Origin of the sequence: Kitasatospora fiedleri (genome assembly GCF_948472415.1) — a bacterium.
Lineage (GTDB): Bacteria > Actinomycetota > Actinomycetes > Streptomycetales > Streptomycetaceae > Kitasatospora > Kitasatospora fiedleri.
The window spans coordinates 1,999,493-2,025,124 of record NZ_OX419519.1 but is presented as its reverse complement, the minus strand read 5'-3'; the positions used below and the strand labels follow the sequence as shown (position 1 = coordinate 2,025,124).

Genomic DNA, 25,632 nt, shown 5'->3' with positions numbered 1-25,632 from the left:
TTGCGAGCCCGTCGCGGGCCCGTCCGGCGGCCGCCGGCCCGTCCCCCGGCGAACTCCCGTGCGTCAATCCGGGCGGCGGCCGCTCACCCCGCGCGCCACCGTTCGCACGGTGCGGGTCCGTTCACCGAATCTTCTGCCAACTGCCATGGCGGGACTGGCCGGAACCGCGCTGTTACGACCCGGTAATGCCTAGGCTCTGCTGTATGCGCCGAGCAAAAATCGTTTGTACTCTCGGGCCTGCCGCAGACTCGTACGACCAGATCAAGGCCCTGGTCGACGCCGGCATGGACATCGCCCGACTGAACCTCAGCCACGGCTCCCACGCGGAGCACGAGGACCGCTACCACCGGGTCCGCAAGGCCTCGGACGAGACGGGCCGCAGCGTCGGGGTGCTGGCCGACCTCCAGGGCCCGAAGATCCGCCTCGCCACCTTCGCCGACGGCCCGGTCCTGCTGGAACGCGGCGACGAGTTCACCATCACCGTCGACGACGTCCCCGGCGACCGGGAGGTCTGCGGCACCACCTACAAGGGCCTGGCCGCGGACGTCTCGCCCGGCGAGCGCATCCTGGTCGACGACGGCCGGGTCACCCTGGAGGTCACCCGCGTCGACGGCCCCCGGGTGCGCTGCGCCGTCGTCGAGGGCGGACTGGTCTCCGACCACAAGGGCCTCAACCTCCCCGGTGTCGCCGTCTCGGTGCCCGCGCTCTCCGACAAGGACGTCGAAGACCTGCGCTGGGCGCTGCGGACCGGCGCCGACATCGTCGCGCTGTCGTTCGTGCGCAGCGGGAAGGACGTCGAGGAGGTGCACCGGATCATGGCCGAGGAGGGCCGCCGCATCCCGGTCATCGCCAAGATCGAAAAGCCGCAGGCGGTGGAGAACCTCGAATCCATCGTGGACGCCTTCGACGGCATCATGGTCGCCCGCGGCGACCTGGGCGTCGAACTCCCCATGGAGCAGGTGCCGATCGTCCAGAAGCGCGCGGTCAAGCTGGCCCGGCGCAACGCCAAGCCGGTGATCGTCGCCACCCAGATGCTGGACTCGATGATCAACGCCTCCCGGCCGACCCGGGCCGAGGCGTCCGACGTCGCCAACGCGGTGCTGGACGGCACCGACGCGGTGATGCTCTCCGGCGAGACCTCGGTCGGCAAGTACCCGGTCGAGACGGTCCGGACCATGGCCCGGATCGTCGAGGCCGCCGAGGAGGAGGTCCTGGCGGAGGGCCTGCCGCCGCTCACCGCGAGCGGCAAGCCCCGCACCCAGGGCGGCGCGGTGGCCCGGGCCGCCGCCGAGATCGGCGACTTCCTGGACGCCAAGTACCTGGTCGCGTTCACCCAGAGCGGCGACACCGCCCGCCGGCTGACCCGCTACCGCTCGCCGATCCCGGTCCTGGCGTTCACCTACGAGCCCGCCGTGCGCAGCCAGTTGGCGCTGACCTGGGGCGTGGAGACCTTCCTCGGCCCGTTCGTCACCACCACCGACGAACTGGTCGCCCAGGTCGACTCCGCGCTGCTGAGCCTGGGCCGCTGCGCACCCGGCGACGTCGTGATCATCACCGCCGGGTCCCCGCCCGGCCTGGCCGGCTCCACCAACCTGGTGCGGGTGCACCACGTCGGCCAACCGGCCGACTGACGGCCCGCGGCCCGGCCCGCCCGCCGCGCACCGGACGCGCGGGGCGGGCCCGGCCGCCGCGTGACGGGCCGTCAGCGGCCCCCCGCGCCCCGGCGCGTTGTCGGTAGCATGCCCCGGGGGTCCCGGGGCCGGGCCGTGCCGGGAACGGGGGGAAGGAACCGCTTGATACGCCGCCGCACCGCCGTGCTCTGCGCCGCGGCCGTCCTCACCACCGGCTGCACCCCCTACGGCGCGGACACCCTGCGGGAGGTGGCGTCCGGGAGCCCCACCGGCCCCGCGGCCCGGAGCGTGGCCGTCGACCGGACGGCGTGGTGGGGCGGCAGCTCCTACCGGCTCACCAAGGTCACCGCGACCGGGCAGCCCGACGGCCGCACCGCGGTCGAACTCGTCCTGGGCGTCGTCGTCGAGTCGCCGGTGCCGGCCGCGTCCGCCCTGCCCCGGGTGGCGCTGGAGTCCGACGGCGTCGCGGTCAGCGGCCCGCTGGAGGTCCGGCCGCCGCCGTTCGGCTACGCCTCGCTGACCGTCACCGTGCAGGACGTCGGCACCCCCGGGCAGCCGCTGGACCCGGACCGCCTCGCCCTGGTGCTGGCCGCCCCCGGCGCGGCCCGCGCGGTGCTGCCGGTCGGCGCCCGCGCCGGACAGGACCCGGTCGACCTCCGGCCGACCCCGCTGCGCGCCTCCACCGGCGTGGTGCGCACCGGCCGCTACCGGCTGCTGCTGGCCTCCGCCCGGCTGCGCGAGGACTGCACCGGCAGCCCCGTCCCGGCCCCCGCGGTGCCGCTCGGCACCACGCCCTTCGTGCCCCGCGCGCTGCGCGCCCTGAAGCCCGGCCAGCACAGCGCGGAGATCCTGTTCGACGCCCCGGCCGGCACCGCCGCCGACCGGCTGGACCTGCACCTGACCCTGCCCGACGGCCGCCGGCTCGCGCCCAGCGCGCCGATCGGCGCCACCGCCTACGTCGGGCGGCCGGACACCGTCAGCCTGGCGGCCTGGTTCGACTTCTACGGGGAGACCGCCGGCACCTACACCCTGGAGGCGGCGGACGGCTCGGCGGAGGGCGCCGCGGCCGGGCCGGTGTCGATCACGCTCGCGGCCGGGTGACGGCCGGGCGGGACCGGTCTCGCGTACCGAGACGCGGGGACGGGGAGCCGGGGAGGAGCGGCGGCCGTCGCCGCCTTGGATTCGAAGAGAAAGTGCCCCGAGTGGGATTCGAACCCACACCGGACGGTGTTTGAGACCGTTGCCTCTGCCGATTGGGCTATCGGGGCCCAGCGGATCGAAGGTTCAACCCCCCACCGCGGTGAACCAAACATACCGCGTCTGGGTAGGCTCATGCATGCAGCACCCCGCCGGACCGAGGAGCCCCGTGAGCACCGCCGACGAGCAGGCACAGCCGCTTGACACCGACTCGCCCCAGATCACCCGAATCGTCATCGCCGAGGACGAGGCACTGATCCGCCTCGACCTCAAGGAGATGCTGGAGGAGGAGGGCTACACCGTCGTCGGTGAGGCCGGTGACGGCGAGACGGCGGTCAGGCTGGTCGAGGAGCTTAAGCCCGACCTGGCCATCCTGGACGTGAAGATGCCCGTCCTGGACGGCCTCTCGGCCGCCGAGCGCATCCACGAGCAGCACCTGGCCCCGGTGCTGATGCTCACCGCGTTCTCCCAGCGCGAGCTGGTCGACCGGGCCCGCGACGCCGGCGCGATGGCGTACATCGTCAAGCCGTTCAGCAAGAGCGACCTCGTCCCGGCCATCGAGATGGCGGTCTCCCGCTACACCGAGATGCGCACCCTGGAGCAGGAGATCGCGGACCTCTCGCAGCGGCTGGAGACCCGCAAGCTGGTCGACCGCGCCAAGAGCGTGCTGCAGACCAAGTTCGGCCTCAACGAGCCCGCCGCGTTCCGCTGGATCCAGAAGACCTCGATGGACCGCCGGATGACCATGGCCGCCGTCGCCGAGGCCGTGATCGAGGAGGGCGCCGCCCAGGACCGCAAGAAGACCGAGGCCGCCGAGGGCTGAGGCCGCCGGGGGCCGAGCCCGCCCCCGCGCGCACGCGCCGGTGCCCCCGCCCCCGTCGAGGGGTGGGGGCACCGGCGCGTGCGGAGGGTCAGTCCTCGCCCAGGTACTGGCGGCGCACCGACTCGTCGTGCAGCAGCTCCGCGCCGGTGCCCGACAGGGTGATCCGGCCGGTGGTCATCACGTACGCCCGGTCCGAGAGCGAGAGGGCGGCCTGCGCGTTCTGCTCCACCAGCAGGATGGTGGTGCCCGCGGCCTTCAGCTCCACGATGGTCGCCATGATCTTCTGCATCATCAGCGGCGACAGGCCCATCGACGGCTCGTCCAGCATCAGCAGCTTGGGCCGGGACATCAGCGCCCGCCCCATCGCCAGCATCTGCTGCTCGCCGCCGGAGAGGGTGCCCGCGGCCTGCTTGCGGCGCTCGGCCAGGATCGGGAAGAGCGTGCAGGCCCGCTCCACGTCCTCGGCGATGCCCGCCGCGTCCCGGCGCAGGAACGCGCCGAGCAGCAGGTTCTCCTCGATGGTCATCCGGGGAAGATGTGCCGGCCCTCGGGGGAGTGCGCCAGGCCGAGCGCGACGATCCGGTGCGCGGGCACGGTGTCGATCGCCGCGCCCTGGAACAGGACCTTGCCCGAGGTCGGCCGCAGCAGCCCGGACAGGGTGCGCAGGGTGGTGGTCTTGCCGGCGCCGTTGGTGCCGATCAGGGTGGTGACCTCGCCCTCCGCGACCGTGAACGAGATGCCCTTGACGGCCTCGATCTTGCCGTAGGCGACACGGAGGTCCTCGACCTCCAGCAGAGCGGTCACTGGCCGTCCTCCTGAGCTGCGGTGGTTCCTTCGAGCGGGGCGCCCAGGTACGCGGTGACGACCCGCTCGTCGTTCTGGACGGTCTCCCGGTCGCCCTCGACGATCTTCCGGCCCTGCACCAGTACGGCGGTGCGGTCGCACAGGTTGAAGATGAACTTCATGTCGTGCTCGATCACCAGCACGGCGATGCCCAGGTCCCGGATGGCGAAGACCAGTTCCTCGGCGGCCCGGGTCTCCTGCGGGTTCATGCCCGCCGTCGGCTCGTCCAGCAGCAGCACGCCCGGCTCGGACGCCAGCGCCCGGGCGATCTCCAGCTTGCGCTGCTCGCCGTAGGGGAGGTTGCGGGCCAGGTGGTCGGCCTTCGCGCCGAGGCCGCAGAACTCCAGCAGCTCCCGGGCGCGTTCGCGGCTCTCCGCCTCGGCCCGCCGGTAGCCCGGGCCGCGCAGGATCGCCGAGAACAGGCCCTCCTTGGTGCGGGTGTGCCGGCCCACCAGGACGTTCTCCAGCGCCGTCATGTTCGAGAACAGCCGGATGTTCTGGAAGGTCCGGGCGATGCCCGCCTGGGTCACCAGGTGCGGCTTCGGCGGCAGCACCGTGCCCTTGTACTTCACCGTGCCCTCGGTCGGGACGTACAGCCCGGTCAGGCAGTTGAAGAAGGTGGTCTTCCCGGCGCCGTTCGGGCCGATCAGACCGACGATCTCGCCCTGGCGGACCGTCAGGTCGACGTCGTTCACGGCGGTGAGGCCGCCGAAGCGCATCACCACGCCGGAAGCCTCCAGCACGGGTTCGGCGAGCGGCTCGGGCGCCGGGGCGGCGGGAGCGGTGTCGGTGGTCGTCACGGTGCTCACGCCCCAGCCTTGGTCGGTACGTCGTCGATCGGGGCGGCCTGCGCGGGCAGTTCCGCGTCCGCCTCGTGGAACTCCAGCTGCTGCCGGCGGCCGGCGATCAGGCCCTCCGGGCGGAAGCGCATCAGCAGGATCAGCGCCACGCCGAAGGCCAGCAGCTGGTAGGACTGCAGGAACTGCAGCTTCGCCGGGATCAGGAACAGCAGGGCCGCGCCCACCAGCGGGCCGCTGATGGTGCCCATGCCGCCCAGGATCACCGCGGCCAGCAGGAACGCCGAGTTGGGCGGGACGGCCCCGGCGAACTGGTACTGGTCGGGCGAGACGGCGCTCGCCACGTGCGCCTGCACCGCGCCGGCCAGGCCGGCCAGCGTCGCGCCCAGCGCGAAGGCGATCAGCTTCACCCGGAAGCCGTTGATGCCCATCGCCTCGGCCGCCGTCTCGTCCTCGCGGATCGCCACCCAGGCCCGGCCGATCCGGGAGTTGGCGACCCGGCCGAACACCGTCACCACGATCGCGGTGGCCACCAGCATCAGCAGCAGGTAGTTGCCGAACTTGCCCAGGTGCAGGCCGAGGACGTCGTGCGGCTGGCCGAAGTCGAAGCCGAACAGGTTGACGTCGGGGATCGCGGCGATGCCGTTGGGGCCGTTGGTCAGGCTCGGGCCGGAGCTGCCGTCCAGGTTGTTCATCGCGATCCGGAAGATCTCACCGAAACCGAGGGTGACGATCGCCAGGTAGTCGCCGCGCAGCCGCAGCGTCGGGGCGCCGATCACCACGCCGAACACCAGCGCGGCCAGCGCGCCGACCAGCGCGGCCAGCGGGAACGGCAGGTGCACGCCGCGGAAGGCCGAGAACGGCGAGCCGGAGACCAGCGCCGCCGCGTACGCGCCGACACCGAGGAAGGCCACGTAGCCGAGGTCGAGCAGACCGGCCAGGCCGACCACCACGTTCAGGCCGAGCGCCACGGTGGCGAAGATCAGGATGTTGACGCCGATCAGGACGTAGGTGTCGCTGCCCTGGGTGAACGGGAACGCGGCGGCCGCGGCGAACGCCGCCCCGGTGGTCACCGCGCGGTGCCGGGCGGTCAGTTCGGCCAGCCGGCCGACCGCGCCGGAGGCGTTCAGCGCGGCGGTGGCGGCGGCCACCAGCAGCAGGAAGCCGATGAACAGCTCGCCGTACTCGGTCGAGATGCCGAAGTCGGCGACGGCCAGGCCCACCGCGAACACCGCGGTGATCACCAGGATCTCCGCCCAGGACGGCAGGGCGCGGGCGGCGGGCCGCCGGCGCTCGATCCGGCCGATCCGGGTCCAGCCGTCCAGCAGCAGCCACAGCCGCAGCACGGCCAGCAGGCCGGGCAGGGCGAGGAAGAACCAGGTGTTCTCGGTGAAGATCGGCTGCACGCCGGCGGGGATCGCGTGCAGCAGCCAGCCCTGGTCCAGGCCGAAGTACACCAGCAGGGCGACGGCGGCCACCGCGTACGCCCACCAGCGCTCGGCGGGGCGCCGGACGGTGGTGCGGCGGTCCAGCGGCAGGCCCAGCGCGCCGGCCACGGCCAGCAGCGAGCCGACGCCGGCCACCCAGCCGCCCGGGTCGAGGTTGGCCAGGCCGCCGAGCTCCGCCGCGATCGCGATGACCGCGTACCAGCACACCGCGAGGGTGCCGACGGCGGCGAACAGCACGCCGTTGTTGCTGCCGGAGGGGCTCAGCCAGCGCAGCCCGGGCACCCGCGCGGCGGCCAGCGCCAGCAGGACGGTCAGCACGCCGCCGACCAGGGCCAGCCACTGCAGGCCGGCCGGGGAGCCGTAGTAGGTCAGGTCGCCGGGGAAGTCGGCGGTCCAGGTCCAGGACATCAGCGCGGAGGCCGCGGCCAGGACGCCGCCCGCCACCACGGCGGCGCGGGCCGCGGCGGTCGACAGGGGCAGGACGGGGGTGGTCTCGTGGGACGTGGTCATCTGCCTCACACCCGATCCGCGACGCGCTCGCCGAGCAGGCCCTGGGGCCGGACCAGCAGCACGACGATGAGCAGCACGAACGCCCAGACGTTGGCCCAGCCGGCGCCGCCGAGCTGGTGCAGGCCGGGGACGTTCTCGATGTACGCGGTGGCCAGCGACTCGGCGACGCCGAGGACCAGGCCGCCGAGCATCGCGCCGTAGATGTTGCCGATGCCGCCGAGGACGGCCGCGGTGAACGCCTTCAGGCCGGCCATGAAGCCCATCATGAAGTCGATGTTGCCGTAGCGCAGGCCGTGCGCCACGGCGGCGATCGCCGCGAACGCCGCGCCGAGCGCGAAGGCGACCACGATGATCCGGTCGGTGTTGATGCCCATCAGCTTGGCGGTGTCCGGGTCCTGCGCGGTGGCCTGCATGGCGCGGCCGGTGCGGGTCAGCCGGACGAACGAGGCCAGGAAGACCATGCACAGCGGGGCGGCGATCAGCAGGAACAGGTCGTTGCGCTGGATGTGGAAGAGGCCGAGGTCGAACGCCGCGCCGTTGAAGTGCGGGAAGGAGACGGCCTTCTTGGCGCCCGGGTAGAACGCCCAGACCACCTGCTGGAGCGCGATGGACAGGCCGATCGCGGTGATCAGCGGGGCCAGCCGGGGCGCGGTGCGCAGCGGCCGGTAGGCGAACCGCTCGGCGGCGGTGGCGGTGACCACGGAGGCGATCACACCGCCGACGATCATGACCGGCAGGGCCAGCCAGAGCGAGGTGCCCTGCGGCAGCGCCGCGTAGGCGGTCAGCGCGCCGAAGCCGCCGATCATGAAGACCTCGCCGTGGGCGAAGTTGATGAGCTGGACGATGCCGTAGACCATCGTGTAGCCGACGGCGATCAGGCCGTACATCAGCCCGAGCATCAGGCCGTTGGCCAGGTTTTGCGGCAGTTCGTGCACCGCAGGCCTCCGTGGTTGGGGGGAAGGAGAGGCGGGGGGCGCTCGTGGCGCCCCCGCCGATCGGCTGTGGGTGGTGCTGGGGGATCAGCCGTTGTAGGTGCCGCTCTTGACGGCGGTCCACTTGCCGTCCTTGACCGTGTAGACGGTCAGCTGCTTGTTGGTGGTGTCGCCGTACTCGTCGAAGGAGACCTTGCCGGTGACGCCGTCGAAGGAGACCTTGCCGAGCGCGTCGATGACCTTCTGGCGCAGGTCGGAGGGCACCTTGCCGCCGTTGGCCGCGACGACCGCCTTCACGGCCTCGACCAGCGACCAGGCGGCGTCGTAGGAGTAGCCGCCGTAGGCCGCGTACGCGTCCTTGTAGTTGGCGGCCTTGTAGTCGTTGATGAAGGTCTTGGCGGAGTCGAGCTCCTCGACCGGGGCGCCCACCGAGGTGGCGAGGTCGCCGTTGCTGTTGCCGTTCGACAGCTTGATGTACTCGTCGTCGTAGATGCCGTCGCCGCCGAACAGCGGGACGGCGGCGCCGGCCTTCTTGATCTGGTCGGAGAGCGGGCCGGCCTCGGGGTACTCGCCGCCGTAGTAGACCGAGTCGGCGCCGGCGGCGGCGACCTTGGTGGCGACCGCGGAGAAGTCCTTGTCGTCGGGGTTGACGTGGTCGGTGCCGACCACGGTGCCGCCGAGCTTCTTGAACTCCTCCTGGAAGATCGCGGCCAGGCCCGCGCCGTAGGTCTTCTTGTCGTCGATGACATAGACCTTGGTCTTCTTCGCGTCGTTGAACAGGTACTGGGCGGCGAACTTGCCCTGCACGACGTCGGTGGTGGCGGTGCGGAAGAACGAGGCGTACGGGCGGGCGAACTTGCCGCTGCCCCAGTCCGGGCCGAGGCTCAGCTGCGGGTTGGTGTTGGCCGGGGAGATCTGGGCCAGGTGGGCGTCGTTGAAGACCTTCTGCATGGTCAGCGAGACGCTGGAGTTCAGCGGGCCGACCACGCCGGCGACGTCCTTCTCGCCGACCAGCTTGGTGGCGTTCTGCTGGCCCGAGGTCGGGTTGGCCTGGTCGTCCAGCGCCTCGATGGCGAAGGTGACGCCCGGGACGACCTTGTCCTTGTTGGCCTTGTTGACGGCCAGGTCCACGGAGTTCTTGATGCCCTGGCCCAGGGCGGACAGCTTGCCGGTGAGCGGGGCGTCCACGCCGATGACGACCTTGGTGTCGCCCTTCGCGCTGTCCGAGCCGGAGTCGGACTTTCCGCCGCGCGAGCCGCACGCGGAGAGCGTGAGCGCTCCGGACACGGCAATGGTCACGATGAGAAGTGAGCTCTTTCGCACGAGGAGGGTCTCCTTCGGGATCTGGAGGACACGCGCACAGGGCTGGCGGTGCCGAATCGCGACGGCGCCGCCCGGTAACCGGACGGTGCGGTGACTGGGCGTGACTCTAGACCGCCGCTGGCTGCTCGGGCAGTGGGGCGGGTGAGGCTGTGATTCTCTTGTTATGACCACGGCGTCGGCTGATCTCACATCATGGTCGAAAACCCCAGGTGGAGCCCGAAATTCCGGGACCTGTCCCGAGTAGCGGATGGACCCCTTCCTCAACTCGCAGGTCACGCCTGGGTTCACCGATTATCGGACAGGTTTGTCCGCAGATTGGGCGGTGGTCGCGGACGTCCGATAATCGGTGACGTCGCAGGCGGAATGCAGCGCCGCGGAAAGGTCCCCGGCGTAGGGGGTCCCCAGGATCTGACGCACGGTCTCCATTGCGCGCGTATTACGCAGCGTTACATCCAGGAAAGGAAGGCTCGCGTCCGCCGACGCCCCCGAGCAGTCCACGACCTCCAGCCCCACCCGCAGCGAGAGCGTCCCCCGGGCGGTACCGTCCGCGGCAGCCAGCCCGAGACCCGCACGGTCAGCCCCCGGTACCCCTGGCTCACCCCCAGCACGTCCACCGGGACGGGCCCGGTGTTGCGCACCGCCAGCCGCAGGGCGAAGGAGTCCGACCCGGCCGGGGCCGGACCGTCGTACTCGAACCTGGTCGACTGGGAGGGGGACGGCGGGAGTTGCCCCGGTGGGGGCGAACCCGACGCCCGCCCAGGGTAGTTCACCGCGTGCCGGATCGTCAGTCCCAGCGCCAACAGCAGCAACAAACTTGCCAGCGCGCACTTCTGACGTCTGCTCAGCAGGCGCGGCGGACGCTCGGGCGGCGGCTCCGGGCGCAGCACGAGCGGCGTCCAGGTGCCCTCGCCCGGCTCGACCGGACCGAGGAACCCCCCTGGCCCGCTCGGCAGTTCGCGCTCTCCGGACATGGCGGCGCCCCCTCGTCCAGCCGAGGTTGCCCCTGGCGGGGACCGGCCAAACTCCGAGGGGGCGCGCGCGGGGCGGTGCTCTGCGGTGTGCCGTCAGAGGTCGCGCAGCATGCAGGTCAGCCGGCAGGAGGTGATCCGGCGGCCGGTGTCGTCCGTCACCGCGATCTCGTACGTCGCGGCGGTGCGGCCCTTGAACACCGCCGTCGCCACGCCCGTCACCAGGCCCGAGGTCGCCGACCGGTGGTGCGTCGCGTTCAGGTCCACGCCCACCGCGTAGCGGCCCGGGCCGGCGTGCAGCATCGCGCCGATCGAGCCCAGCGTCTCGGCCAGCGCCGCCGACGCCCCGCCGTGCAGCAGCCCGTACGGCTGCTGGTTGCCCTCCACCGGCATCGTCCCGACCACCCGGTCCGGGGACGCCTCCACGATGGTGATGCCCAGCTTCTCGCCCAGGTGCCCGCCGGAGAAGGTCTCCGCGCTCACCCCCAGCTTGGCGAAGTGGTCCAGCACGTCCTGGGGCACTTTCAGTACGGGCGCCGCGTCGGTCATGGTGCTCCTGCTTCCGGGGTTCGCTTCGTTGCGCGTCGATCGTACGGATCGTACGACTGTCTACCCGTGGGTAGGGAGGTGCTCCGCGCCGCGCCGGAGATGTCCGCACCGACCTCTAGGATCGGGGAGGCAGTGCAACCGGCAGGACGGGACGTGACGTGGCGACACAGGGTGCGGGCAAGAAGGCGGCCGAACGGCCCCGGCTGATGCTGCTGGACGGGCATTCGATGGCCTACCGGGCCTTCTTCGCCCTGCCGGTGGAGAACTTCTCCACCGCCACCGGCCAGCACACCAACGCCGTCTACGGCTTCGCCTCGATGCTGGCCAACACCGTCCGCGACGAGCGGCCCACCCACCTGGCGGTGGCCTTCGACCTGTCCCGGCAGACCTTCCGGTCCGCCGAGTTCCCCGAGTACAAGGCCAACCGCGCGGCCACGCCGGACGAGTTCCGCAGCCAGGTCCCGCTGATCGGCGAACTGCTCGACGCCATGCGGGTGCCCCGGGTCACCGCCGAGGGCTTCGAGGCCGACGACGTCATCGCCACCCTGGCCACCGCCGCCGCGGCCGAGGGCTTCGAGGTGCTGATCGTCACCGGCGACCGGGACTCCCTCCAGCTCGTCAACGAGCACGTCACCGTGCTGTACCCCACCAAGGGCGTCTCCGAGTTGACGCGCTACACCCCCGAGAAGGTCGCCGAGAAGTACGGCGTCCGCCCCGACCAGTACCCGGACCTGGCCGCCCTGCGCGGCGACCCGTCCGACAACCTGCCCGGCATCCCCGGCGTCGGCGAGAAGACCGCCGCAAAGTGGGTCAACCAGTTCGGCTCCTTCGAGGAACTGGTCAACCGGGCCGACGAGGTCAAGGGCAAGATCGGCGAGAAGCTCCGCGAGCACCTCGACTCCGTCAAGCGCAACCGCTTCCTCACCGAACTGGTGCGGGACGTCGAACTGCCGCTCGGCGTCCCCGAGCTGGCCCGCGCCCCGTTCGACAAGGACGAGGTCGCCCGGCTGATGGAGGCGCTGGAGTTCCGCAACCCCAACTTCCGCGACCGGGTGGCCGGCATCGACCCGGCCGGCGCCGAGAGCGCCGCCGCCGTCGAGGTCCCGGCCGGCCCCGCCGTCGACGGCGACCTGCTGACCGTCCCCGGCGCGCTCGCCGCCTGGCTGGAGGAGCACACCGGCGCGGACGCCCGCACCGCCCTCGCCGCCGACTACAGCTGGGCGCTGGGCACCGGCGGGGTCGAGCAGATCGCCCTCGCCACCGGCACCGCCGCCGCCTGGTTCGACCCCGCCGCGCTCGGCGAGGACGACGACCGCGCCTTCACCGCCTGGCTCGCCGACCCCGAGCGCCCCAAGGCCCTGCACATCGCCAAGCAGGTCATGCGGGCCTTCGCCGAGCAGGGCTGGCGGTTCGCCGGCGTCACCGCCGACACCGCGCTCGCCGCCTACCTGGAGAAGCCCGGCCGCCGCACCTTCACCCTCGACGTCCTCGCCGAGGAGTACCTGGGCCGCTCGCTCGCCCCCGCCGCCGCCCAGGCCGAGACCGGCCAGCTCAGCTTCGACGCCGACGAGCCCGACCCGACGGCCGGCGCCCAGTCCCTGATGACCCGGGCCCGCGCCGTCCACGACCTCGCCGAGCTGTTCGACACCCGGCTCGCCGAGGTCGGCGCGGTCGAGCTGTTCCACGACATGGAACTGCCGATCGCCGAACTCCTGGCCCGGATGGAACGCCACGGCATCGCCGCCGACCGCGCCTGGCTCCAGGGCCTGGAGACCCAGTTCGCCGCCGAGATCCAGCGCTGCGTCGAGGAGGCGCACGCCGCCGCCGGCCGCGAGTTCAACCTCGGCTCGCCCAAGCAGCTCCAGGAGGTCCTGTTCGGCGACCTCGGCCTGCCGAAGACCAAGAAGATCAAGACCGGCTGGACCACCGACGCCGACGCCCTCACCTGGCTCGCCACCCAGACCACCAACGAACTCCCGGTCATCCTGCTCCGCCACCGGGACCAGGCCAAGCTCCGCACCACCGTCGAGGGCCTGCTCAAGACCGTCTCCCCGCAGGGCCGCATCCACACCACCTTCAACCAGATGGTCGCCGCCACCGGCCGCCTCTCCTCGCAGGACCCGAACCTGCAGAACATCCCGGTCCGCACCGAGGAGGGCCGCGCCATCCGCCGCGCCTTCGTGGTCGGCGAGGGCTACGAGACGCTGCTCACCGCCGACTACTCGCAGATCGAACTGCGCATCATGGCGCACCTCTCCGAGGACGAGGCCCTGATCGAGGCGTTCACCACCGGCGAGGACCTGCACACCACCGTCGCCTCCCAGGTCTTCTCGGTCCCCCCGGCGAGCGTCGACGCCGAGATGCGCCGCAAGATCAAGGCCATGTCGTACGGCCTCGCCTACGGCCTGTCCGCGTACGGCCTCTCCCAGCAGCTCGGCATCAAGCCCGCCGAGGCCCAAGGCCTGATGGACACCTACTTCGAGCGCTTCGGCGGCGTCCGCGACTACCTGCACGACGTGGTCGAGGAGGCCCGCGCCGTCGGCTACACCGAGACGCTGCTCGGCCGCCGCCGCTACCTGCCCGACCTCACCAGCGACAACCGGCAGCGCCGCGAGATGGCCGAGCGGATGGCCCTCAACGCCCCCATCCAGGGCACCGCCGCCGACATCGTCAAGATCGCCATGCTCCGGGTCGACGCGGCCCTGCGCGCGGCCGGCCTCGCCACCCGGATGCTGCTCCAGGTGCACGACGAGATCGTCCTGGAGGTCGCCCCCGGCGAGCGCGAGCAGGTCGAGGCCCTGGTCCGCGAGCAGATGGCCGGCGCGTACCCGCTGCGCGCCCCGCTCGACGTCTCGGTCGGCGCCGGTGCGAACTGGGAGACCGCCGCGCACTAATCACGTTGCGGGCGTCCGGCCGGTCCGCCGAGACTGGCCGGATGCCCGCCACCACCACCTTCGCCGACAAGCCCACCCTGGTGGGCGAGAAGGTCCTCCTGCGGCCCGTGCGGCCGGAGGAGGACCTCCCCATGCTCCGCGCCGTGATCAACGACCCGGACGTGCTCCGCTACACCTCCGACTCCTACACGCCCGAACCTCCGGTCTGGGACGAGGCGAGGGAGCGCCGCGTCGTCGACTGGTACACCACCCGCAACGAGCAGACCGACCGCCTCGACCTGATCGTGGTCGACCGCGCCACCGGCCGCGGCGTCGGCGAGATCGTCCTCAACGAGTGGGACGAACCCAACCGCGCCTGCAACCTCCGCATCGCCCTCGGCCCCGACGGCCGCGACCGCGGCTTCGGCACCGAGGCCGTCCGCCTCCTCACCGACCACGCGATCCGGGCGATCGGCCTCAACCGCGTCTCACTCTCCGTCTACGCCTTCAACGGCCGGGGCAACGGGCCTACGAGAAGGCCGGGTTCAAGGTCGAGGGGGTGCGGCGGCAGGTGCTGCGGTACGGCGACGCGTGGGTCGACGACATCGACATGGCGGTCCTGGCGGAGGACTGGGGGTAGTTTCCCCGCCCCGCCAGCTCACCCACCCGCTCACCCGTCCGCCCGTGCGCGCCCCGCGAGGGTGGACCGGGGGCGGGCGGGGCGGGCGGGTCGGGTTCGCGGGGGTGTCACTTGCGCGGGTTGGCGCGGCGGGTGGGTTCCGCCGTGGTGGGGTCCTCGGGCCAGGGGTGGCGGGGGTAGCGGCCGCGGAGGTCGGCGCGGACGGCGGGGTAGCCGGTGCGCCAGAACGCGGCGAGGTCGCCGGTGACGGCGGCCGGGCGGCCCGCGGGGGAGAGCAGGTGGACGGTGAGCGGGACGCGCCCGCCGGCCAGGGCCGGGGCGGCGGCCCAGCCGAACAGTTCCTGGAGCTTCACGGCCAGCACCGGCCGCTCGGGGTCGCTCGCGTAGTCGACCCGGACCCGGCTGCCGGTGGGCACGGTGATCCGCTCCGGGGCGAGCTCGTCGAGCCGTCCGGCCTGCCCGCCCGCCCAGGGCAGCAGGCGTGACAGCGCGGCGGCGGTGTCGATCCGCTCCAGGTCGGCCCGGCGCCGGGCCCGGGAGAGCTCGGGTTCCAGCCACTGCTCGGCGGCGGCCAGCAGCGCGGCGTCCGCGACGTCCGGCCACGGGTCGCCGATCGCCCGGTGCAGGAAGGCGAGCCGTTCGCGCAGCCCGCTCGCGGCGGGCGGCCAGCGCAGCAGCGCGGAGACGCCCTCCCGTTCGAGCCCGTCCAGCAGCGCGGCCCGCAGCAGCGCCGGGTCGGGCGCGGTGAGCGGTGCGGCGGCCAGCTCGATCGCGCCCAGGGACTCCACCCGGCGGGACGCCACCTCCCGCTGCCGGACCGACCAGCGCACCTCCTCGCGGGCCGCCAACAGCGGCCCGGCCGCCCGCCGGGCGGTCGCCTCGTCCACCGCCACGGCCCGCAGCACCCGCGCGGAGGGCGACCCGGCAGGCCGGTCGGCGACCGCGACGGCCAGCCAGCCGCCGGCCGGCAGCCGCGTCCCGGCGGGTAGTTGGGCGGCCGTCCCGGAGGCCATCAGGTACGCCCCCTCCCCGCCCTCCCGGGCCCGCGCCACCCGCTCCGGGTAGGCCAGCCCGACCACCAGCCCGGCGGCGGCACCGTCCGACAGCCCGGAGCCGGCGGCCCCCCGGTCGGCGCGCACCCCGGGGCTGTCGGCGGCTGTCGCGCCTTTCCCGACCGGTCGTTCCGTCGTGCCGTCCGGGCCCGGCCGTCCCGCCGCCCCGCGCTCGGCGGGCTGCGCGGACGGGTCCGTCAGGGCGTGTTCGAGGCGGCGGGTCTCGTCCTTCCAGCGGCGGGCGTACGGGTCGGTGGAGCGGCGGACGGTGCGGTGGATCTCGGCGAGGTCGTCGCCGAGGGCGCGCGGGGGTTCCTCGGAGAGGAGGGCGACGAGTTCGGCGGCGCGGCGCGGGCCGACCGCGGGGGCGCCGTCGAGCAGGGCGCGGGCGAGGCGGGGGTGCAGGCCGGTGCGGGCGATGGCGCGGCCGCGGTCGGTGGGGCGGCCGGCGGGGTCGACGGCGGCGAGGGCGCGCAGGACGTCGCGGGCGGCGGCCATCGCGCCGGCGGGCGGCGGGTCGGGGAGGGTGAGGCCGGTGGCGTCCGGGTCGCCCCAGCAGGCGGCCTGGAGGGCGAAGGAGGTGAGGTCGGCGAGCGCGATCTCGGGGGTGGGGAAGCGGGCGGCGCGGGCGTCCTCGGCCTCCGCCCAGCAGCGGTACACGGTGCCCGGGGCCTCCCGGCCGGCGCGGCCGGCCCGCTGCCGGGCGGCGGCCAGCGAGGTGCGGACGGTGACCAGCCCGGACAGGCCGCGGGCGTGGTCGGTGCGCGGCTCCCGGGTCAGTCCGGAGTCGACCACGACCCGCACGCCGGGCACGGTCAGCGAGGACTCGGCGACCGAGGTGGCCAGCACCACCCGCCGCCGCCCGCCGGGGCCGAGCGCGGCGTCCTGCACGGCCTGCGGCGCCTGCCCGTGCAGCGGCAGCACCTCGACGTCCTCGGCGGCCAACTGCCCGGCCACCCGGGCGATCTCGCCGACCCCCGGCAGGAAGCACAGCACGTCGCCGTCCCGTTCGGCCAGCGCCCGGCGCACCGTCGCCGCGACGTGCAACAGCAGCGCCGGGTCGACCCGCGTCCCGTGCGGCGGGCGGACCGCGGTCGGCGGCGGGGCCCACACCGTCGCCACCGGGTGCGCGACGCCCTCGGCGGCCACCACCGGGGCGCCGCCCAGCAGTTCGGCCCAGGCGTCGGTGTCGGCGGTGGCGGAGGCCAGCAGCAGGCGCAGTTCGGGGCGCAGCGCGGCCCGGACGTCCAGCAGGAAGGCGAGCGCGGTGTCGGCGTCCAGGTGGCGTTCGTGGCACTCGTCGAGCACCACCGCGTCCACGCCGGGCAGTTCGGGGTCGCGCTGGAGGCGTTGCAGCAGGACGCCGGTGGTGACCACCTCGACCCGGGTGCCGGGTCCGACCCGGCGCTCGCCGCGCACGGTGAACCCGACCGTCCGGCCGACCGGTTCGTCCAGCAGCCAGGCCATCCGCCGGGCCGCCGCCCGGACCGCGAGCCGGCGCGGTTCGGCGACCAGCACCCGGCGCGGCGGCCCGTCCGGGTCGAGCAGGCCGGCCAGGGCGAGCGGCACCAGCGTGGTCTTGCCGGTGCCGGGCGGCGCGGACAGCACGGCCGCGCCGGACTCGTCCAGGGCCCGGGCGAGGGCGGGCAGGGCGGTGCGGACCGGCAGTTCGAGCCCCCCGGGGCGCACCGCGCTCAGCCGTTCCGCCGGGCGACGAAGATCGCCGTGCCGGGGATGTGCCGGCCGCGCAGCGGGCTCCAGCCGCCCCACTCCTGCGCCAACTCCTCGGGCCACTCCGGCTCGACCAGGTCCAGCAGGGTGAACCCGGCCGCGACCAGCTCGCGGACCCGGTCGCCGAGCGTCCGGTGGTGCTCGACGTAGGTGGCGGTGCCCTGCTCGTCCTGCTCGACGTACGGGGTGCGGTCGAAGTACGAGGAGGTGGCGGTCAGCCCCTCCACCCCGGGCTCGTCCGGGAACGCCCAGCGGATCGGGTGGGTCACCGAGAACACCCACCGCCCGCCCGGCCGCAGCACCCGGTGCACCTCGCGCATCAGCCGCGCGGTGTCCGCGCTGAACGGCACCGCGCCGTACGCCGAGCACGCGTGGTCGAACGAGCCGTCCGCGAACGGCAGCACCGCCGCGTCCGCCTGCACCACCGCGACGGGCGCCAGCCCGCGGCCCAGGTCGATCCGGCGGGAGTGCTGCAACTGCCGGTAGGAGATGTCCAGCGCGACCGGCCGGGCCCCCCGGGCGGCCAGCCAGCGCGAGCACTGCGCGGCGCCGGAGCCGATCTCCAGCACGTCCGCGCCCTCGAGCGCGGCGGGCTCGCCGAGCAGCCGCACCTCGGCCTCGTCCACCCCCTCCGGGCACCAGGTGAACCGGTCGTCCCCGAGGAACTCGCCGTGCTCGTCCTGGTAGTCGTCCGCGTTCCGGTCCCACCAGTGCCGGCTGGCCCGGCTCGACTCGCGCTCCCCGGCCTCCCGCCGCAGCGCCTCGTCGCCGTCCTCCTCGTCCGGTCCGTCCTCCCGCGCCTCCCCCCGGGGCGCGGAGGGCACGTCGTACGCGGACGGGTCGTACCCGCCGGGCTCGTCGTCGCGGGGCTCGTCGGGGCCGGGGGCGGTGGAGTGGGTCATGGAATCCGTCACGTAGGCTGTGGGCTTGCGGAAGCGCTGCTGCTGCGGAGCCGGCCCCGTACGGGGGCCGGATCGGGCGGTGGCATCCGGGGTAGGGCCGGTGTTCCAGGCGCGGTGAGAAGCGCTGTTGGAGGATATGGCCTGATCCGTCCCGGGCTCTACCGGTCTCGTCGGCTTCGGCGTTGACCGTGCCGGGGTGTCCCCGTATGCTACAAGTTGCGCTGCGGGCCTGCGCGCCTCGGACGGAGCAGGTCGCGCTCGCATCTGTCGAAGACCCCACGGTCGTCAGACGGACGCCGGGAATCCTGTTACTGCGGGAGTCCTTTCGGTGGGCCGTTCTCTGGCCTGTACGGCTTTCGGTGGGAGCGATCAGGGCCCCCGCGTGGCATTACCTACGACTTCATGTCCGTACCGGAGCCCTTTTCCTAATGACGAGCCCCACCGACACCTCTGTCAGCACCACCCCGCAGGTTGCGGTCAACGACATCGGCGACGCGGACGCGTTCCTCGCCGCGATCGACGAGACCATCAAGTACTTCAACGACGGCGACATCGTTGAGGGCGTCATCGTGAAGGTCGACCGTGACGAGGTGCTCCTCGACATCGGTTACAAGACCGAGGGTGTCATCCCGTCCCGCGAGCTCTCGATCAAGCACGACGTCGACCCCCACGAGGTTGTCTCCGTTGGCGACAACATCGAGGCCCTGGTTCTCCAGAAGGAGGACAAGGAGGGTCGCCTGATCCTGTCCAAGAAGCGTGCGCAGTACGAGCGCGCCTGGGGCACGATCGAGAAGATCAAGGAAGAGGACGGCATCGTCACCGGTACCGTCATCGAGGTCGTCAAGGGTGGTCTCATCCTCGACATCGGCCTCCGCGGCTTCCTCCCGGCCTCGCTGGTCGAGATGCGCCGCGTCCGCGACCTCCAGCCCTACGTGGGCAAGGAGCTCGAGGCGAAGATCATCGAGCTGGACAAGAACCGCAACAACGTGGTCCTGTCCCGCCGCGCCTGGCTGGAGCAGACCCAGAGCGAGGTCCGCCAGACCTTCCTCACCACCCTGCAGAAGGGCCAGGTGCGCTCCGGCGTCGTCTCCTCGATCGTCAACTTCGGTGCGTTCGTCGACCTCGGCGGCGTCGACGGTCTGGTGCACGTCTCCGAGCTGTCCTGGAAGCACATCGACCACCCGAACGAGGTTGTCGAGGTCGGCCAGGAGGTCACCGTCGAGGTTCTCGACGTGGACATGGACCGCGAGCGCGTCTCCCTGTCGCTGAAGGCGACCCAGGAGGACCCGTGGCAGCAGTTCGCCCGGACCCACCAGATCTCGCAGGTCGTCCCGGGTAAGGTCACCAAGCTGGTTCCGTTCGGTGCGTTCGTCCGCGTGGACGAGGGCATCGAGGGCCTGGTCCACATCTCCGAGCTGGCCGAGCGCCACGTCGAGATCCCGGAGCAGGTCGTCCAGGTCGGCGACGAGATCTTCGTCAAGGTCATCGACATCGACCTCGAGCGCCGCCGCATCAGCCTCTCGCTGAAGCAGGCCAACGAGTCCCTCGGTGCCGACCCGGCGTCGGTCGAGTTCGACCCGACCCTGTACGGCATGGCCGCGTCCTACGACGACCAGGGCAACTACATCTACCCGGAGGGCTTCGACCCCGAGGCGAACGACTGGCTGCCCGGCTTCGAGAAGCAGCGCGAGGAGTGGGAGCGGCAGTACGCCGAGGCCCAGGCCCGCTTCGAGCAGCACCAGGCCCAGGTCATCAAGTCCCGCGAGGCCGACGCCGCCGCTGCGGCCGAGTCGGGCGAGGAGGCCCCGGTCTCCGGTGGTGGCGGCTCGTACTCCTCCAGCAGCGACGAGACCTCCGGCGCGCTCGCCTCGGACGAGGCCCTGGCCGCGCTCCGCGAGAAGCTGGCCGGCGGCCAGAGCTGAAGCACCCCGCTTCGGCTGCTGCGCGTAGCTGACTGACGGCAACCCCCGTCCAGGGTCTCCCTGGGCGGGGGTTGCTGTTTTCTCCGCCGTCCGCCCGTCCGCCCGTCCGCCCGTCCGCCCGTCCGCCCGTCCGCCGTCCGCCCGTGCGCGCACCGGGGGAGGTGCCGTGGTGCGGCGGAGGGGGCCGTTCAGTGCAGGCCGGTCTGTCGGGCCAGGTGGGCGACGGTGCGGACGTCGTCGGTGGTCGGTCGGCCGTGGCCGGGCAGGAGCACGGTGGCGGCGGTCAGTTCGGCGATGCGGTCGAGGGCGGCCAGGGCCGCGGCGCCGTCGTGGGTGAAGCCGCGGCAGACCAGGCCGGGGCCGGTGCGTCCGGTCAGACCGTCGTGGGTGACCAGGGCGTCGCCGGTGAACAGCAGGCCGCGGTCGGGGAACAGGTAGGCGGTGCTGCCCGGGGTGTGGCCGGGCAGCGCGACGGTCTGCGGCGCGCCGGGCACGTCCTCCAGCCGCTGGTCGTTGGTGAAGGTCCGGACGTCCGGCACCGCGGGGGCGGTGAAGGCGCCCTTGCGGGCGAGGTGCAGCACGGTGCCGGTCGCGGCGGGGCGGCGCAGCAGGTAGGGCAGCATGGAGCGCTCGGGTGCGGCGTGGCGCAGGGCGCTGCGCGGGCCGTCGTGCAGGATGGCCGCGTCCCGCTGGTGGATTCGGACGTCGGCCCCGGCCCGCCGCAGCGGGTGGGCCAGGCCGGTGTGGTCGGGGTGGGCGTGGGTGAGCAGCACGGCGCGGACGTCGGCCGGGGTCCGGCCCAGTCGGGCCAGGTGCTCGCGCAGCTGTCCGAGGTGGGCGGGCAGCCCCGCGTCGACCAGGACCAGCCCGTCCGGGTGGTGGACGAGGTAGAAGTTGACGACGTGGTCGCCGAGGCGGTCGACGCCCGGAGCGATGCCGGGCTGGACGTGGGGGACGGGGCGGGGCATGCGTTCCTCCGGCGGCGCGGGGGCGGATCGAACTTTCGATACAGCTAACTGTAATGGATTCAGGGAGGAGGGGTCCCGTGGCGCCCGACGCTCCGCGCAGGCCCTACGACGCCAGCCGCCGGCAGGAGGCCGCCCGGCGCAACCGCGCCGCGGTGCTGGCCGCGTGCCGGGAGCTGCTCTTCGCGGAGGGCTACCGGGCCGCGACCGTCCGCGCCGTCGCCGAGCGGGCCGGGGTCTCCCGGAGACGGTCTACAAGTCGTTCGGCGGCAAGACCGGGCTGGTCAAGGCGCTCTGGGACACCACGCTCGCCGGGGACGACGAGCCGGTGGCGATGGCCGAGCGGCCCGAGCTCAGGGCGGTGTGGGAGGCCCGGGACCCGGCCGTGAAGCTCCGGCGCTACGCCGGGTTCGTCCGGGGCGTCCACGAGCGGCTGGCCCCGCTGTTCGGGCTGCTCGTCCAGGCGGGGCCCGAGGTCGCGGAGGTGCTGGCGCTCAGCGAGCGGGAGCGGCTGACGGGCGTCACCGCCTTCGTCGGCCACCTCGCCGGCGCCGGCGTCCTGCCGCCCGGCAGCGACACCGCGCGCCTCGCCGACGCCTGCTGGGCCCTGACCGGGCCGCAGCTGTTCACCCAGCTCACCGCGGGCCGCGGATGGTCCGCCGACGCCTACCAGGAGTGGCTGGCCGGCCTGCTCGCCGCCGCCCTCCTGGACGCGTCCTGACCCCGCCCCGCCCGGCGAGCCGGGAGGGGTGCGGCGGGGAGGTGGTGCGGAGCTTAAGTGGCGTTTATGTGAAGGGGATTGTGAGATGAGGCTCATCGTCCGCCTATAGGACGAAAGCGTAGTCACCCATACATTGAGGGGACTTGTCCGAAAGGCTCCCCGCATGCGCAGCTCCCGCTCCACCGCAGCAGAGGTCCAGGTTTCCCAGGTTTCCGGTCGGTTGGCCGCGCTGGGGCGAGTGTGTTTCCGGCACCGGCGTTGGGTGCTGGCGTTCTGGGCGCTGGTGCTCGCGGTGGGGGTGGTGTTCGGCGGGCGGGTGTTCGAGGGGTCGGTGGCGGCCACCGGCAGCGGCGGGTCGGAGTCGGCCGCCGGAACGGCGGTCGTGCAGGCGGCGGACCCGGTGCAGGGCACGGTGACGGCGGTGGTGGACGGGCCGGCGGTGGGCGACCCGGGGGTGCGGGCCGCGGTCGAGGGGGCGAGCGCGGAGGTGGCGAAGCTGCCGGGCGTGGTCTCGGTGGCGGACACGTACGGGACGGGCGGGCAGCTGACCGCGAGCGACGGCCGGGCGTCGCTGGTGAGCGTGCGGATGGCGGACGGGTCGACGGCGAAGCAGCTGGCGGCGGTGACCGACCGGCTGGAGCGGATCGACGCGGACGGCGCGCGCACCGTGGTCGGCGGCGACCTGGTGCTCCAGCAGGAGGTGAAGGACCAGACCGCGAAGGACACCAGGTTCGGCGAGATCGTGACGCTGCCGCTCACCCTGGTGGTGATGGTGCTGGTGTTCGGCGGGCTGGCCGCGGCGGGGCTGCCGGGCATCGGGGCGATCGCCTCGGTGGGCGGGGCGCTGCTGGCGATGTTCGGGTTCAGCAAGCTGATGGACATCGACACCTCGGTGCTGCCGATCGCGACGGTGCTGGGCCTGGGCCTGTCGATCGACTACGCGCTGCTGATGGTGAACCGGTTCCGGGAGGAGCGCGGCCACGGCGCGGACACCGCGCAGGCGGTGGAGCGCACGGCGGCCACGGCCGGCCGGACGGTGGCGTTCTCGGGGCTGACGGTGGCGGTCGCGCTGAGCGGCCTGTTCGTCTTCACCAGCCCGGTGTTCCGGGCGGTCGCGGTGGCGGGCGTGAGCGTGGTGGTGATCGCGGTGGCGGCGGCGCTGACCCTGGTGCCGGCGCTGCTGGGCTTCATGGGGCGGCGGATCAAGGCGCCGACCGCGCCCGTCCCGGACGAGGGGTTCTTCTCCCGGACGGTGCGCCGGGTGCAGCGCCGGGCGGTGCCGGTGATGCTGGCCTGCGTGGCGCTGCTGCTGGCGGCGGGGGCGCCGTTCCTGGGCTCGCACTTCCGCAACTCGGGGGCGGACGTGCTGCCGAAGAGCTTCGCGTCCCGGCAGGTCGCCGAGACGGTCGAAGCGCGCTTCCCCGGGCAGGTCCCGGCACCGGTGCAGGTGGTCGTCGAGGGGACGGCGCAGCAGGCCCAGCGGTACGCGGACGACGTGGTGGCGAAGCTGCCGGGCGTGGCGGGCGTCCGCTCGGTGGTGCCGGTCTCGGACGGCGTGCAGACCGTGGACGTGCTGGTCAAGGGCGACCCGCAGGGCGCCGGGGCCAAGCGGGTGGTCGGCGAGCTGCGCTCCGAGCGCGGCGGCCTGGAGACGTACGTGACGGGCGACGCGGCGTCGCTGGTGGACTTCCAGCACGAGATCGGCTCGCGCGGGCCGTGGGCGCTGGGCCTGGTCGCGGCCGGGACGCTGGTGCTGCTGTTCCTGATGACCGGGTCGGTGGTGCTGCCGGTGAAGGCGCTGCTGATGAACGTGCTCTCGCTGGGGGCGTCGCTGGGCGCGCTGACCCTGGTGTTCCAGCACGGGTACTTCAGCTCGCTGCTCGGGTTCACGCCGACCGGCGGCCTGGAGACGGTGATCCCGGTGCTGGTGTTCGCCTTCGCGTTCGGGCTGTCGATGGACTACGAGGTGTTCCTGCTCTCGCGGATCAAGGAACTGCACGACCAGGGGTACGACTGCGCGAGATCGGTGCAGCTCGGCCTGCAGCGCAGCGGTCGGATCATCACCTCGGCCGGGCTGCTGATGGTGATCGTGTTCGCCGGGTTCGCCGCCGGACAGATGCTCATGGTCAAGCAGATGGGCATCGCGCTGGCGGTGGCCGTCGCGGTGGACGCCACCCTGGTGCGGACCCTGCTGGTGCCCGCCACCATGACGCTGTTCGGCCGGCTCAACTGGTGGGCGCCCGCCCCGCTGCGCCGCCTGCACCGGATCGTCGGCCTGCACGAGCACGTCGAGCTGCCGCCGCTGCGCCCGGTGGTGCTGCCCGCGCCGCGGCTGGCGGAGCGCCGCCGCCTGGTGGGTGCGCCGTAGCCGGACCCGCCGGGCCGTGGTCGTAGGCTGGCCGCATGCGACTGACGAAGTTCGGCCACGCCTGCGTCCGGATCGAGCACGCGCGCGGGGGCGGCGCTGATCGACCCCGGCATGTTCAGCGGGACGGAGGTGGTGGCGGACGTGAACGCCCTGCTGATCACCCACGAGCACGCCGACCACTTCACCGAGCAGCAGGTCCGGGCCGCCGTCGAGGCCAACCCGGGCCTGCGGGTGTACACCAACTCGGCGGTGGCCCGGCAGCTGGAGGGCATCGGCGCCCGGGTGACGGTGGTCGGCGACGGCGACGCGTTCGACCTGGACGGCCTGCCGGTGACGGTGCACGGCGAGTGGCACGCCGAGATCCACCCCGACATCCCGCGCATCCCCAACATCGGCTTCCTGCTCGGCGGCCGGGCCTTCCACCCGGGCGACGCGCTGACCCTCCCGCCGGACACCGTCGACACCCTGCTGCTGCCGCTCGGCGCGCCCTGGCTGCGGGCCGGCGAACTGGTCGACTACCTGCGCGAGACCCAGCCCCGGCAGGCGGTGGCGATCCACGAGGCGACGCTCAGCGAGGCCGGACAGGCCGTCCACGGACGGCTGCTCGGCCCGCAGGGCCCCGGCACCGGCGGCGTGGAGTACCGGACGCTGGCGGCCGGGGAGTCCCTCGACCTCGACTGAACCCCCTTGCCCGAAAGGGCATCTGACGGCGCGTCAGGCTCCGGAACTGACGTGGCATCAGGAAACGGGCACCGCCGGGCTCCCGCGCGCATCCGCGGGCGCGCCGGTGGGCCCGGCCCGCCGCGGCGGGCCGGCGCCGGGGGCCGGTAGCCTGGCGGCATGCTGAGGATCGGACTGACCGGCGGGATCGGCGCGGGCAAGAGCGAGGTCTCCCGCCAACTGGCCGCGCGCGGCGCGGTGATCGTCGACTCGGACGTGATCGCCCGCGAGGTGGTCGCCCCCGGGACGCCCGGACTGGCCGCCGTCGCCGCCGAGTTCGGGCCCGGCGTGCTGCTCCCGGACGGCGCGCTGGACCGCCCCGCGCTCGGCCGGATCGTCTTCGCCGAGCCGGCCCGGCTGGCGGAGCTGAACGCGATCGTCCACCCGCTGGTGCGGGTCCGCTCCGCCGAACTGGAGTCCGCGGCCGGGCCGGACGCGATCGTCGTGCACGACGTCCCGCTGCTCGCCGAGAACGGCCTGGCCCCGCTGTACGACCTGGTCGTGGTGGTCGACGTCCCGGACGGGGAGCGGCTGCGTCGACTGGTCGAGCTGCGCGGCATGGCCGAGGACGAGGCCCGCTCCCGGATGGCCGCCCAGGCGGGCCGCGAGGAGCGCCTCGCGGTCGCCGACCTGGTCCTCGACAACAGCGGCGGCCTGGAGGAGTTGACCGCCCGGGTCGAGGAGCTGTGGCGGCGGCTGGAGGAGCGCCGGGCCTGA

At 73.4% G+C, this 25,632-nt stretch carries 18 protein-coding genes, 1 tRNA gene and 2 pseudogenes; 11 read left to right on the top strand and 10 right to left on the bottom strand.

What is annotated here, in order from left to right; translation table 11 throughout:
- The first annotated feature begins 203 nt into the window (after positions 1 to 203).
- Together pyk and QMQ26_RS09535 are read left to right on the top strand one after the other, a co-directional pair.
- Positions 204 to 1,631 (top strand): pyruvate kinase, encoded by a 1,428-nt coding sequence (pyk, locus tag QMQ26_RS09540; protein ID WP_100835733.1) that lies wholly within the window; start codon positions 204 to 206, stop codon positions 1,629 to 1,631.
- A 162-nt stretch (positions 1,632 to 1,793) separates the two neighbouring features.
- A complete protein-coding gene (locus tag QMQ26_RS09535; RefSeq protein WP_282205417.1) occupies positions 1,794 to 2,732 on the top strand; it encodes a hypothetical protein in 939 nt (312 codons plus the stop codon).
- 93 nt (positions 2,733 to 2,825) lie between these two features.
- Here the strand turns inward: QMQ26_RS09535 and QMQ26_RS09530 are convergent.
- Positions 2,826 to 2,899 (bottom strand) — tRNA-Leu (locus QMQ26_RS09530).
- Positions 2,900 to 2,997: 98 nt separating this feature from the next.
- Between QMQ26_RS09530 and QMQ26_RS09525 the strand changes: the two genes are divergently transcribed.
- Positions 2,998 to 3,651 carry an ANTAR domain-containing response regulator gene (locus QMQ26_RS09525; RefSeq protein WP_100835731.1) on the top strand — a complete coding sequence of 218 codons (654 nt, stop codon included), beginning with the start codon at positions 2,998 to 3,000 and terminating at the stop codon, positions 3,649 to 3,651.
- Between the two features lie 88 nt (positions 3,652 to 3,739).
- Here QMQ26_RS09525 and QMQ26_RS09520 read toward each other — a convergent pair.
- The 6 genes and pseudogenes from QMQ26_RS09520 to QMQ26_RS09495 form a co-directional block, all read right to left on the bottom strand.
- Positions 3,740 to 4,455 (bottom strand): annotated as a pseudogene (locus tag QMQ26_RS09520) (ABC transporter ATP-binding protein).
- Complete coding sequence (locus QMQ26_RS09515) at positions 4,452 to 5,303, bottom strand: ABC transporter ATP-binding protein (RefSeq protein WP_100835729.1); 852 nt, start codon at positions 5,301 to 5,303, stop codon at positions 4,452 to 4,454. Before QMQ26_RS09515 ends, QMQ26_RS09520 begins: the two are co-directional and overlap by 4 nt.
- Positions 5,300 to 7,249, bottom strand: a complete 1,950-nt coding sequence (locus QMQ26_RS09510) for a branched-chain amino acid ABC transporter permease (protein ID WP_282205416.1) — start codon at positions 7,247 to 7,249, stop codon at positions 5,300 to 5,302. Before QMQ26_RS09510 ends, QMQ26_RS09515 begins: the two co-directional genes overlap by 4 nt.
- 5 nt (positions 7,250 to 7,254) lie before the next feature.
- Positions 7,255 to 8,184 carry a branched-chain amino acid ABC transporter permease gene (locus QMQ26_RS09505; protein ID WP_282205415.1) on the bottom strand — a complete coding sequence of 310 codons (930 nt, stop codon included), beginning with the start codon at positions 8,182 to 8,184 and terminating at the stop codon, positions 7,255 to 7,257.
- Positions 8,185 to 8,268: 84 nt separating this feature from the next.
- Positions 8,269 to 9,504, bottom strand: a complete 1,236-nt coding sequence (locus QMQ26_RS09500) for a branched-chain amino acid ABC transporter substrate-binding protein (protein WP_282205414.1) — start codon at positions 9,502 to 9,504, stop codon at positions 8,269 to 8,271.
- Between the two features lie 1,064 nt (positions 9,505 to 10,568).
- Positions 10,569 to 11,021 carry a PaaI family thioesterase gene (locus QMQ26_RS09495; protein ID WP_100835725.1) on the bottom strand — a complete coding sequence of 151 codons (453 nt, stop codon included), beginning with the start codon at positions 11,019 to 11,021 and terminating at the stop codon, positions 10,569 to 10,571.
- Positions 11,022 to 11,227: 206 nt separating this feature from the next.
- Here QMQ26_RS09495 and polA point away from each other — a divergent pair, with 206 nt between their 5' ends.
- Positions 11,228 to 13,915 carry a DNA polymerase I gene (polA, locus tag QMQ26_RS09490; protein ID WP_100838411.1) on the top strand — a complete coding sequence of 896 codons (2,688 nt, stop codon included), beginning with the start codon at positions 11,228 to 11,230 and terminating at the stop codon, positions 13,913 to 13,915.
- 41 nt (positions 13,916 to 13,956) lie between these two features.
- Positions 13,957 to 14,346: pseudogene (locus tag QMQ26_RS09485) on the top strand (GNAT family N-acetyltransferase); the annotation flags it as partial.
- Positions 14,347 to 14,641: 295 nt separating this feature from the next.
- Here the strand turns inward: QMQ26_RS09485 and QMQ26_RS09480 are convergent.
- Both QMQ26_RS09480 and QMQ26_RS09475 read right to left on the bottom strand, forming a co-directional pair.
- Entirely contained in the window at positions 14,642 to 17,275 is a 2,634-nt protein-coding gene (locus tag QMQ26_RS09480; protein ID WP_282205413.1) for an ATP-dependent RNA helicase, read from the bottom strand.
- Between the two features lie 5 nt (positions 17,276 to 17,280).
- Positions 17,281 to 18,219: a class I SAM-dependent methyltransferase gene (locus tag QMQ26_RS09475; protein WP_282205412.1), complete on the bottom strand. Its 939-nt coding sequence runs from the start codon at positions 18,217 to 18,219 to the stop codon at positions 17,281 to 17,283.
- A gap of 428 nt (positions 18,220 to 18,647) precedes the next feature.
- On the opposite strand from QMQ26_RS09475, the gene rpsA reads away from it, so the two are divergent.
- Positions 18,648 to 20,141, top strand: coding sequence for a 30S ribosomal protein S1 (gene rpsA / locus QMQ26_RS09470; protein ID WP_100835722.1), 1,494 nt, complete (start codon positions 18,648 to 18,650; stop codon positions 20,139 to 20,141).
- A gap of 188 nt (positions 20,142 to 20,329) precedes the next feature.
- On the opposite strand, the gene QMQ26_RS09465 is transcribed toward rpsA, so the two are convergent.
- Positions 20,330 to 21,109, bottom strand: coding sequence for an MBL fold metallo-hydrolase (locus tag QMQ26_RS09465; RefSeq protein ID WP_282205411.1), 780 nt, complete (start codon positions 21,107 to 21,109; stop codon positions 20,330 to 20,332).
- A 53-nt stretch (positions 21,110 to 21,162) separates the two neighbouring features.
- Between QMQ26_RS09465 and QMQ26_RS38250 the strand changes: the two genes are divergently transcribed.
- From QMQ26_RS38250 to coaE, 5 genes are all read left to right on the top strand, one after another.
- Complete coding sequence (locus QMQ26_RS38250; RefSeq protein WP_404814102.1) at positions 21,163 to 21,495, top strand: TetR/AcrR family transcriptional regulator; 333 nt, start codon at positions 21,163 to 21,165, stop codon at positions 21,493 to 21,495.
- Positions 21,441 to 21,827, top strand: coding sequence for a hypothetical protein (locus tag QMQ26_RS09460; protein ID WP_404814101.1), 387 nt, complete (start codon positions 21,441 to 21,443; stop codon positions 21,825 to 21,827). The genes QMQ26_RS38250 and QMQ26_RS09460 overlap by 55 nt, the downstream gene beginning before the upstream one ends.
- A gap of 262 nt (positions 21,828 to 22,089) precedes the next feature.
- Positions 22,090 to 24,195 (top strand): MMPL family transporter, encoded by a 2,106-nt coding sequence (locus QMQ26_RS09455; protein WP_282205409.1) that lies wholly within the window; start codon positions 22,090 to 22,092, stop codon positions 24,193 to 24,195.
- Positions 24,196 to 24,306: 111 nt separating this feature from the next.
- Positions 24,307 to 24,876 (top strand): MBL fold metallo-hydrolase, encoded by a 570-nt coding sequence (locus QMQ26_RS09450; protein WP_318552223.1) that lies wholly within the window; start codon positions 24,307 to 24,309, stop codon positions 24,874 to 24,876.
- Positions 24,877 to 25,035: 159 nt separating this feature from the next.
- Positions 25,036 to 25,632, top strand: a complete 597-nt coding sequence (gene coaE, locus QMQ26_RS09445; protein ID WP_282205408.1) for a dephospho-CoA kinase — start codon at positions 25,036 to 25,038, stop codon at positions 25,630 to 25,632.

What these genes read in the sequence shown, in the direction of transcription:
- pyk (WP_100835733.1), top strand. Translation starts at nt 204, where the DNA reads ATGCGCCGAGCAAAAATCGTTTGTACTCTCGGGCCTGCCGCAGACTCG.
- QMQ26_RS09510 (WP_282205416.1), bottom strand. Translation starts at nt 7,249, where the DNA reads ATGACCACGTCCCACGAGACCACCCCCGTCCTGCCCCTGTCGACCGCC.
- QMQ26_RS09495 (WP_100835725.1), bottom strand. Translation starts at nt 11,021, where the DNA reads ATGACCGACGCGGCGCCCGTACTGAAAGTGCCCCAGGACGTGCTGGAC.
- polA (WP_100838411.1), top strand. Translation starts at nt 11,228, where the DNA reads ATGCTGCTGGACGGGCATTCGATGGCCTACCGGGCCTTCTTCGCCCTG.
- QMQ26_RS09475 (WP_282205412.1), bottom strand. Translation starts at nt 18,219, where the DNA reads ATGACCCACTCCACCGCCCCCGGCCCCGACGAGCCCCGCGACGACGAG.
- rpsA (WP_100835722.1), top strand. Translation starts at nt 18,648, where the DNA reads ATGACGAGCCCCACCGACACCTCTGTCAGCACCACCCCGCAGGTTGCG.
- QMQ26_RS09465 (WP_282205411.1), bottom strand. Translation starts at nt 21,109, where the DNA reads ATGCCCCGCCCCGTCCCCCACGTCCAGCCCGGCATCGCTCCGGGCGTC.
- QMQ26_RS38250 (WP_404814102.1), top strand. Translation starts at nt 21,163, where the DNA reads ATGGATTCAGGGAGGAGGGGTCCCGTGGCGCCCGACGCTCCGCGCAGG.
- QMQ26_RS09460 (WP_404814101.1), top strand. Translation starts at nt 21,441, where the DNA reads ATGGCCGAGCGGCCCGAGCTCAGGGCGGTGTGGGAGGCCCGGGACCCG.
- QMQ26_RS09450 (WP_318552223.1), top strand. Translation starts at nt 24,307, where the DNA reads ATGTTCAGCGGGACGGAGGTGGTGGCGGACGTGAACGCCCTGCTGATC.
- coaE (WP_282205408.1), top strand. Translation starts at nt 25,036, where the DNA reads ATGCTGAGGATCGGACTGACCGGCGGGATCGGCGCGGGCAAGAGCGAG.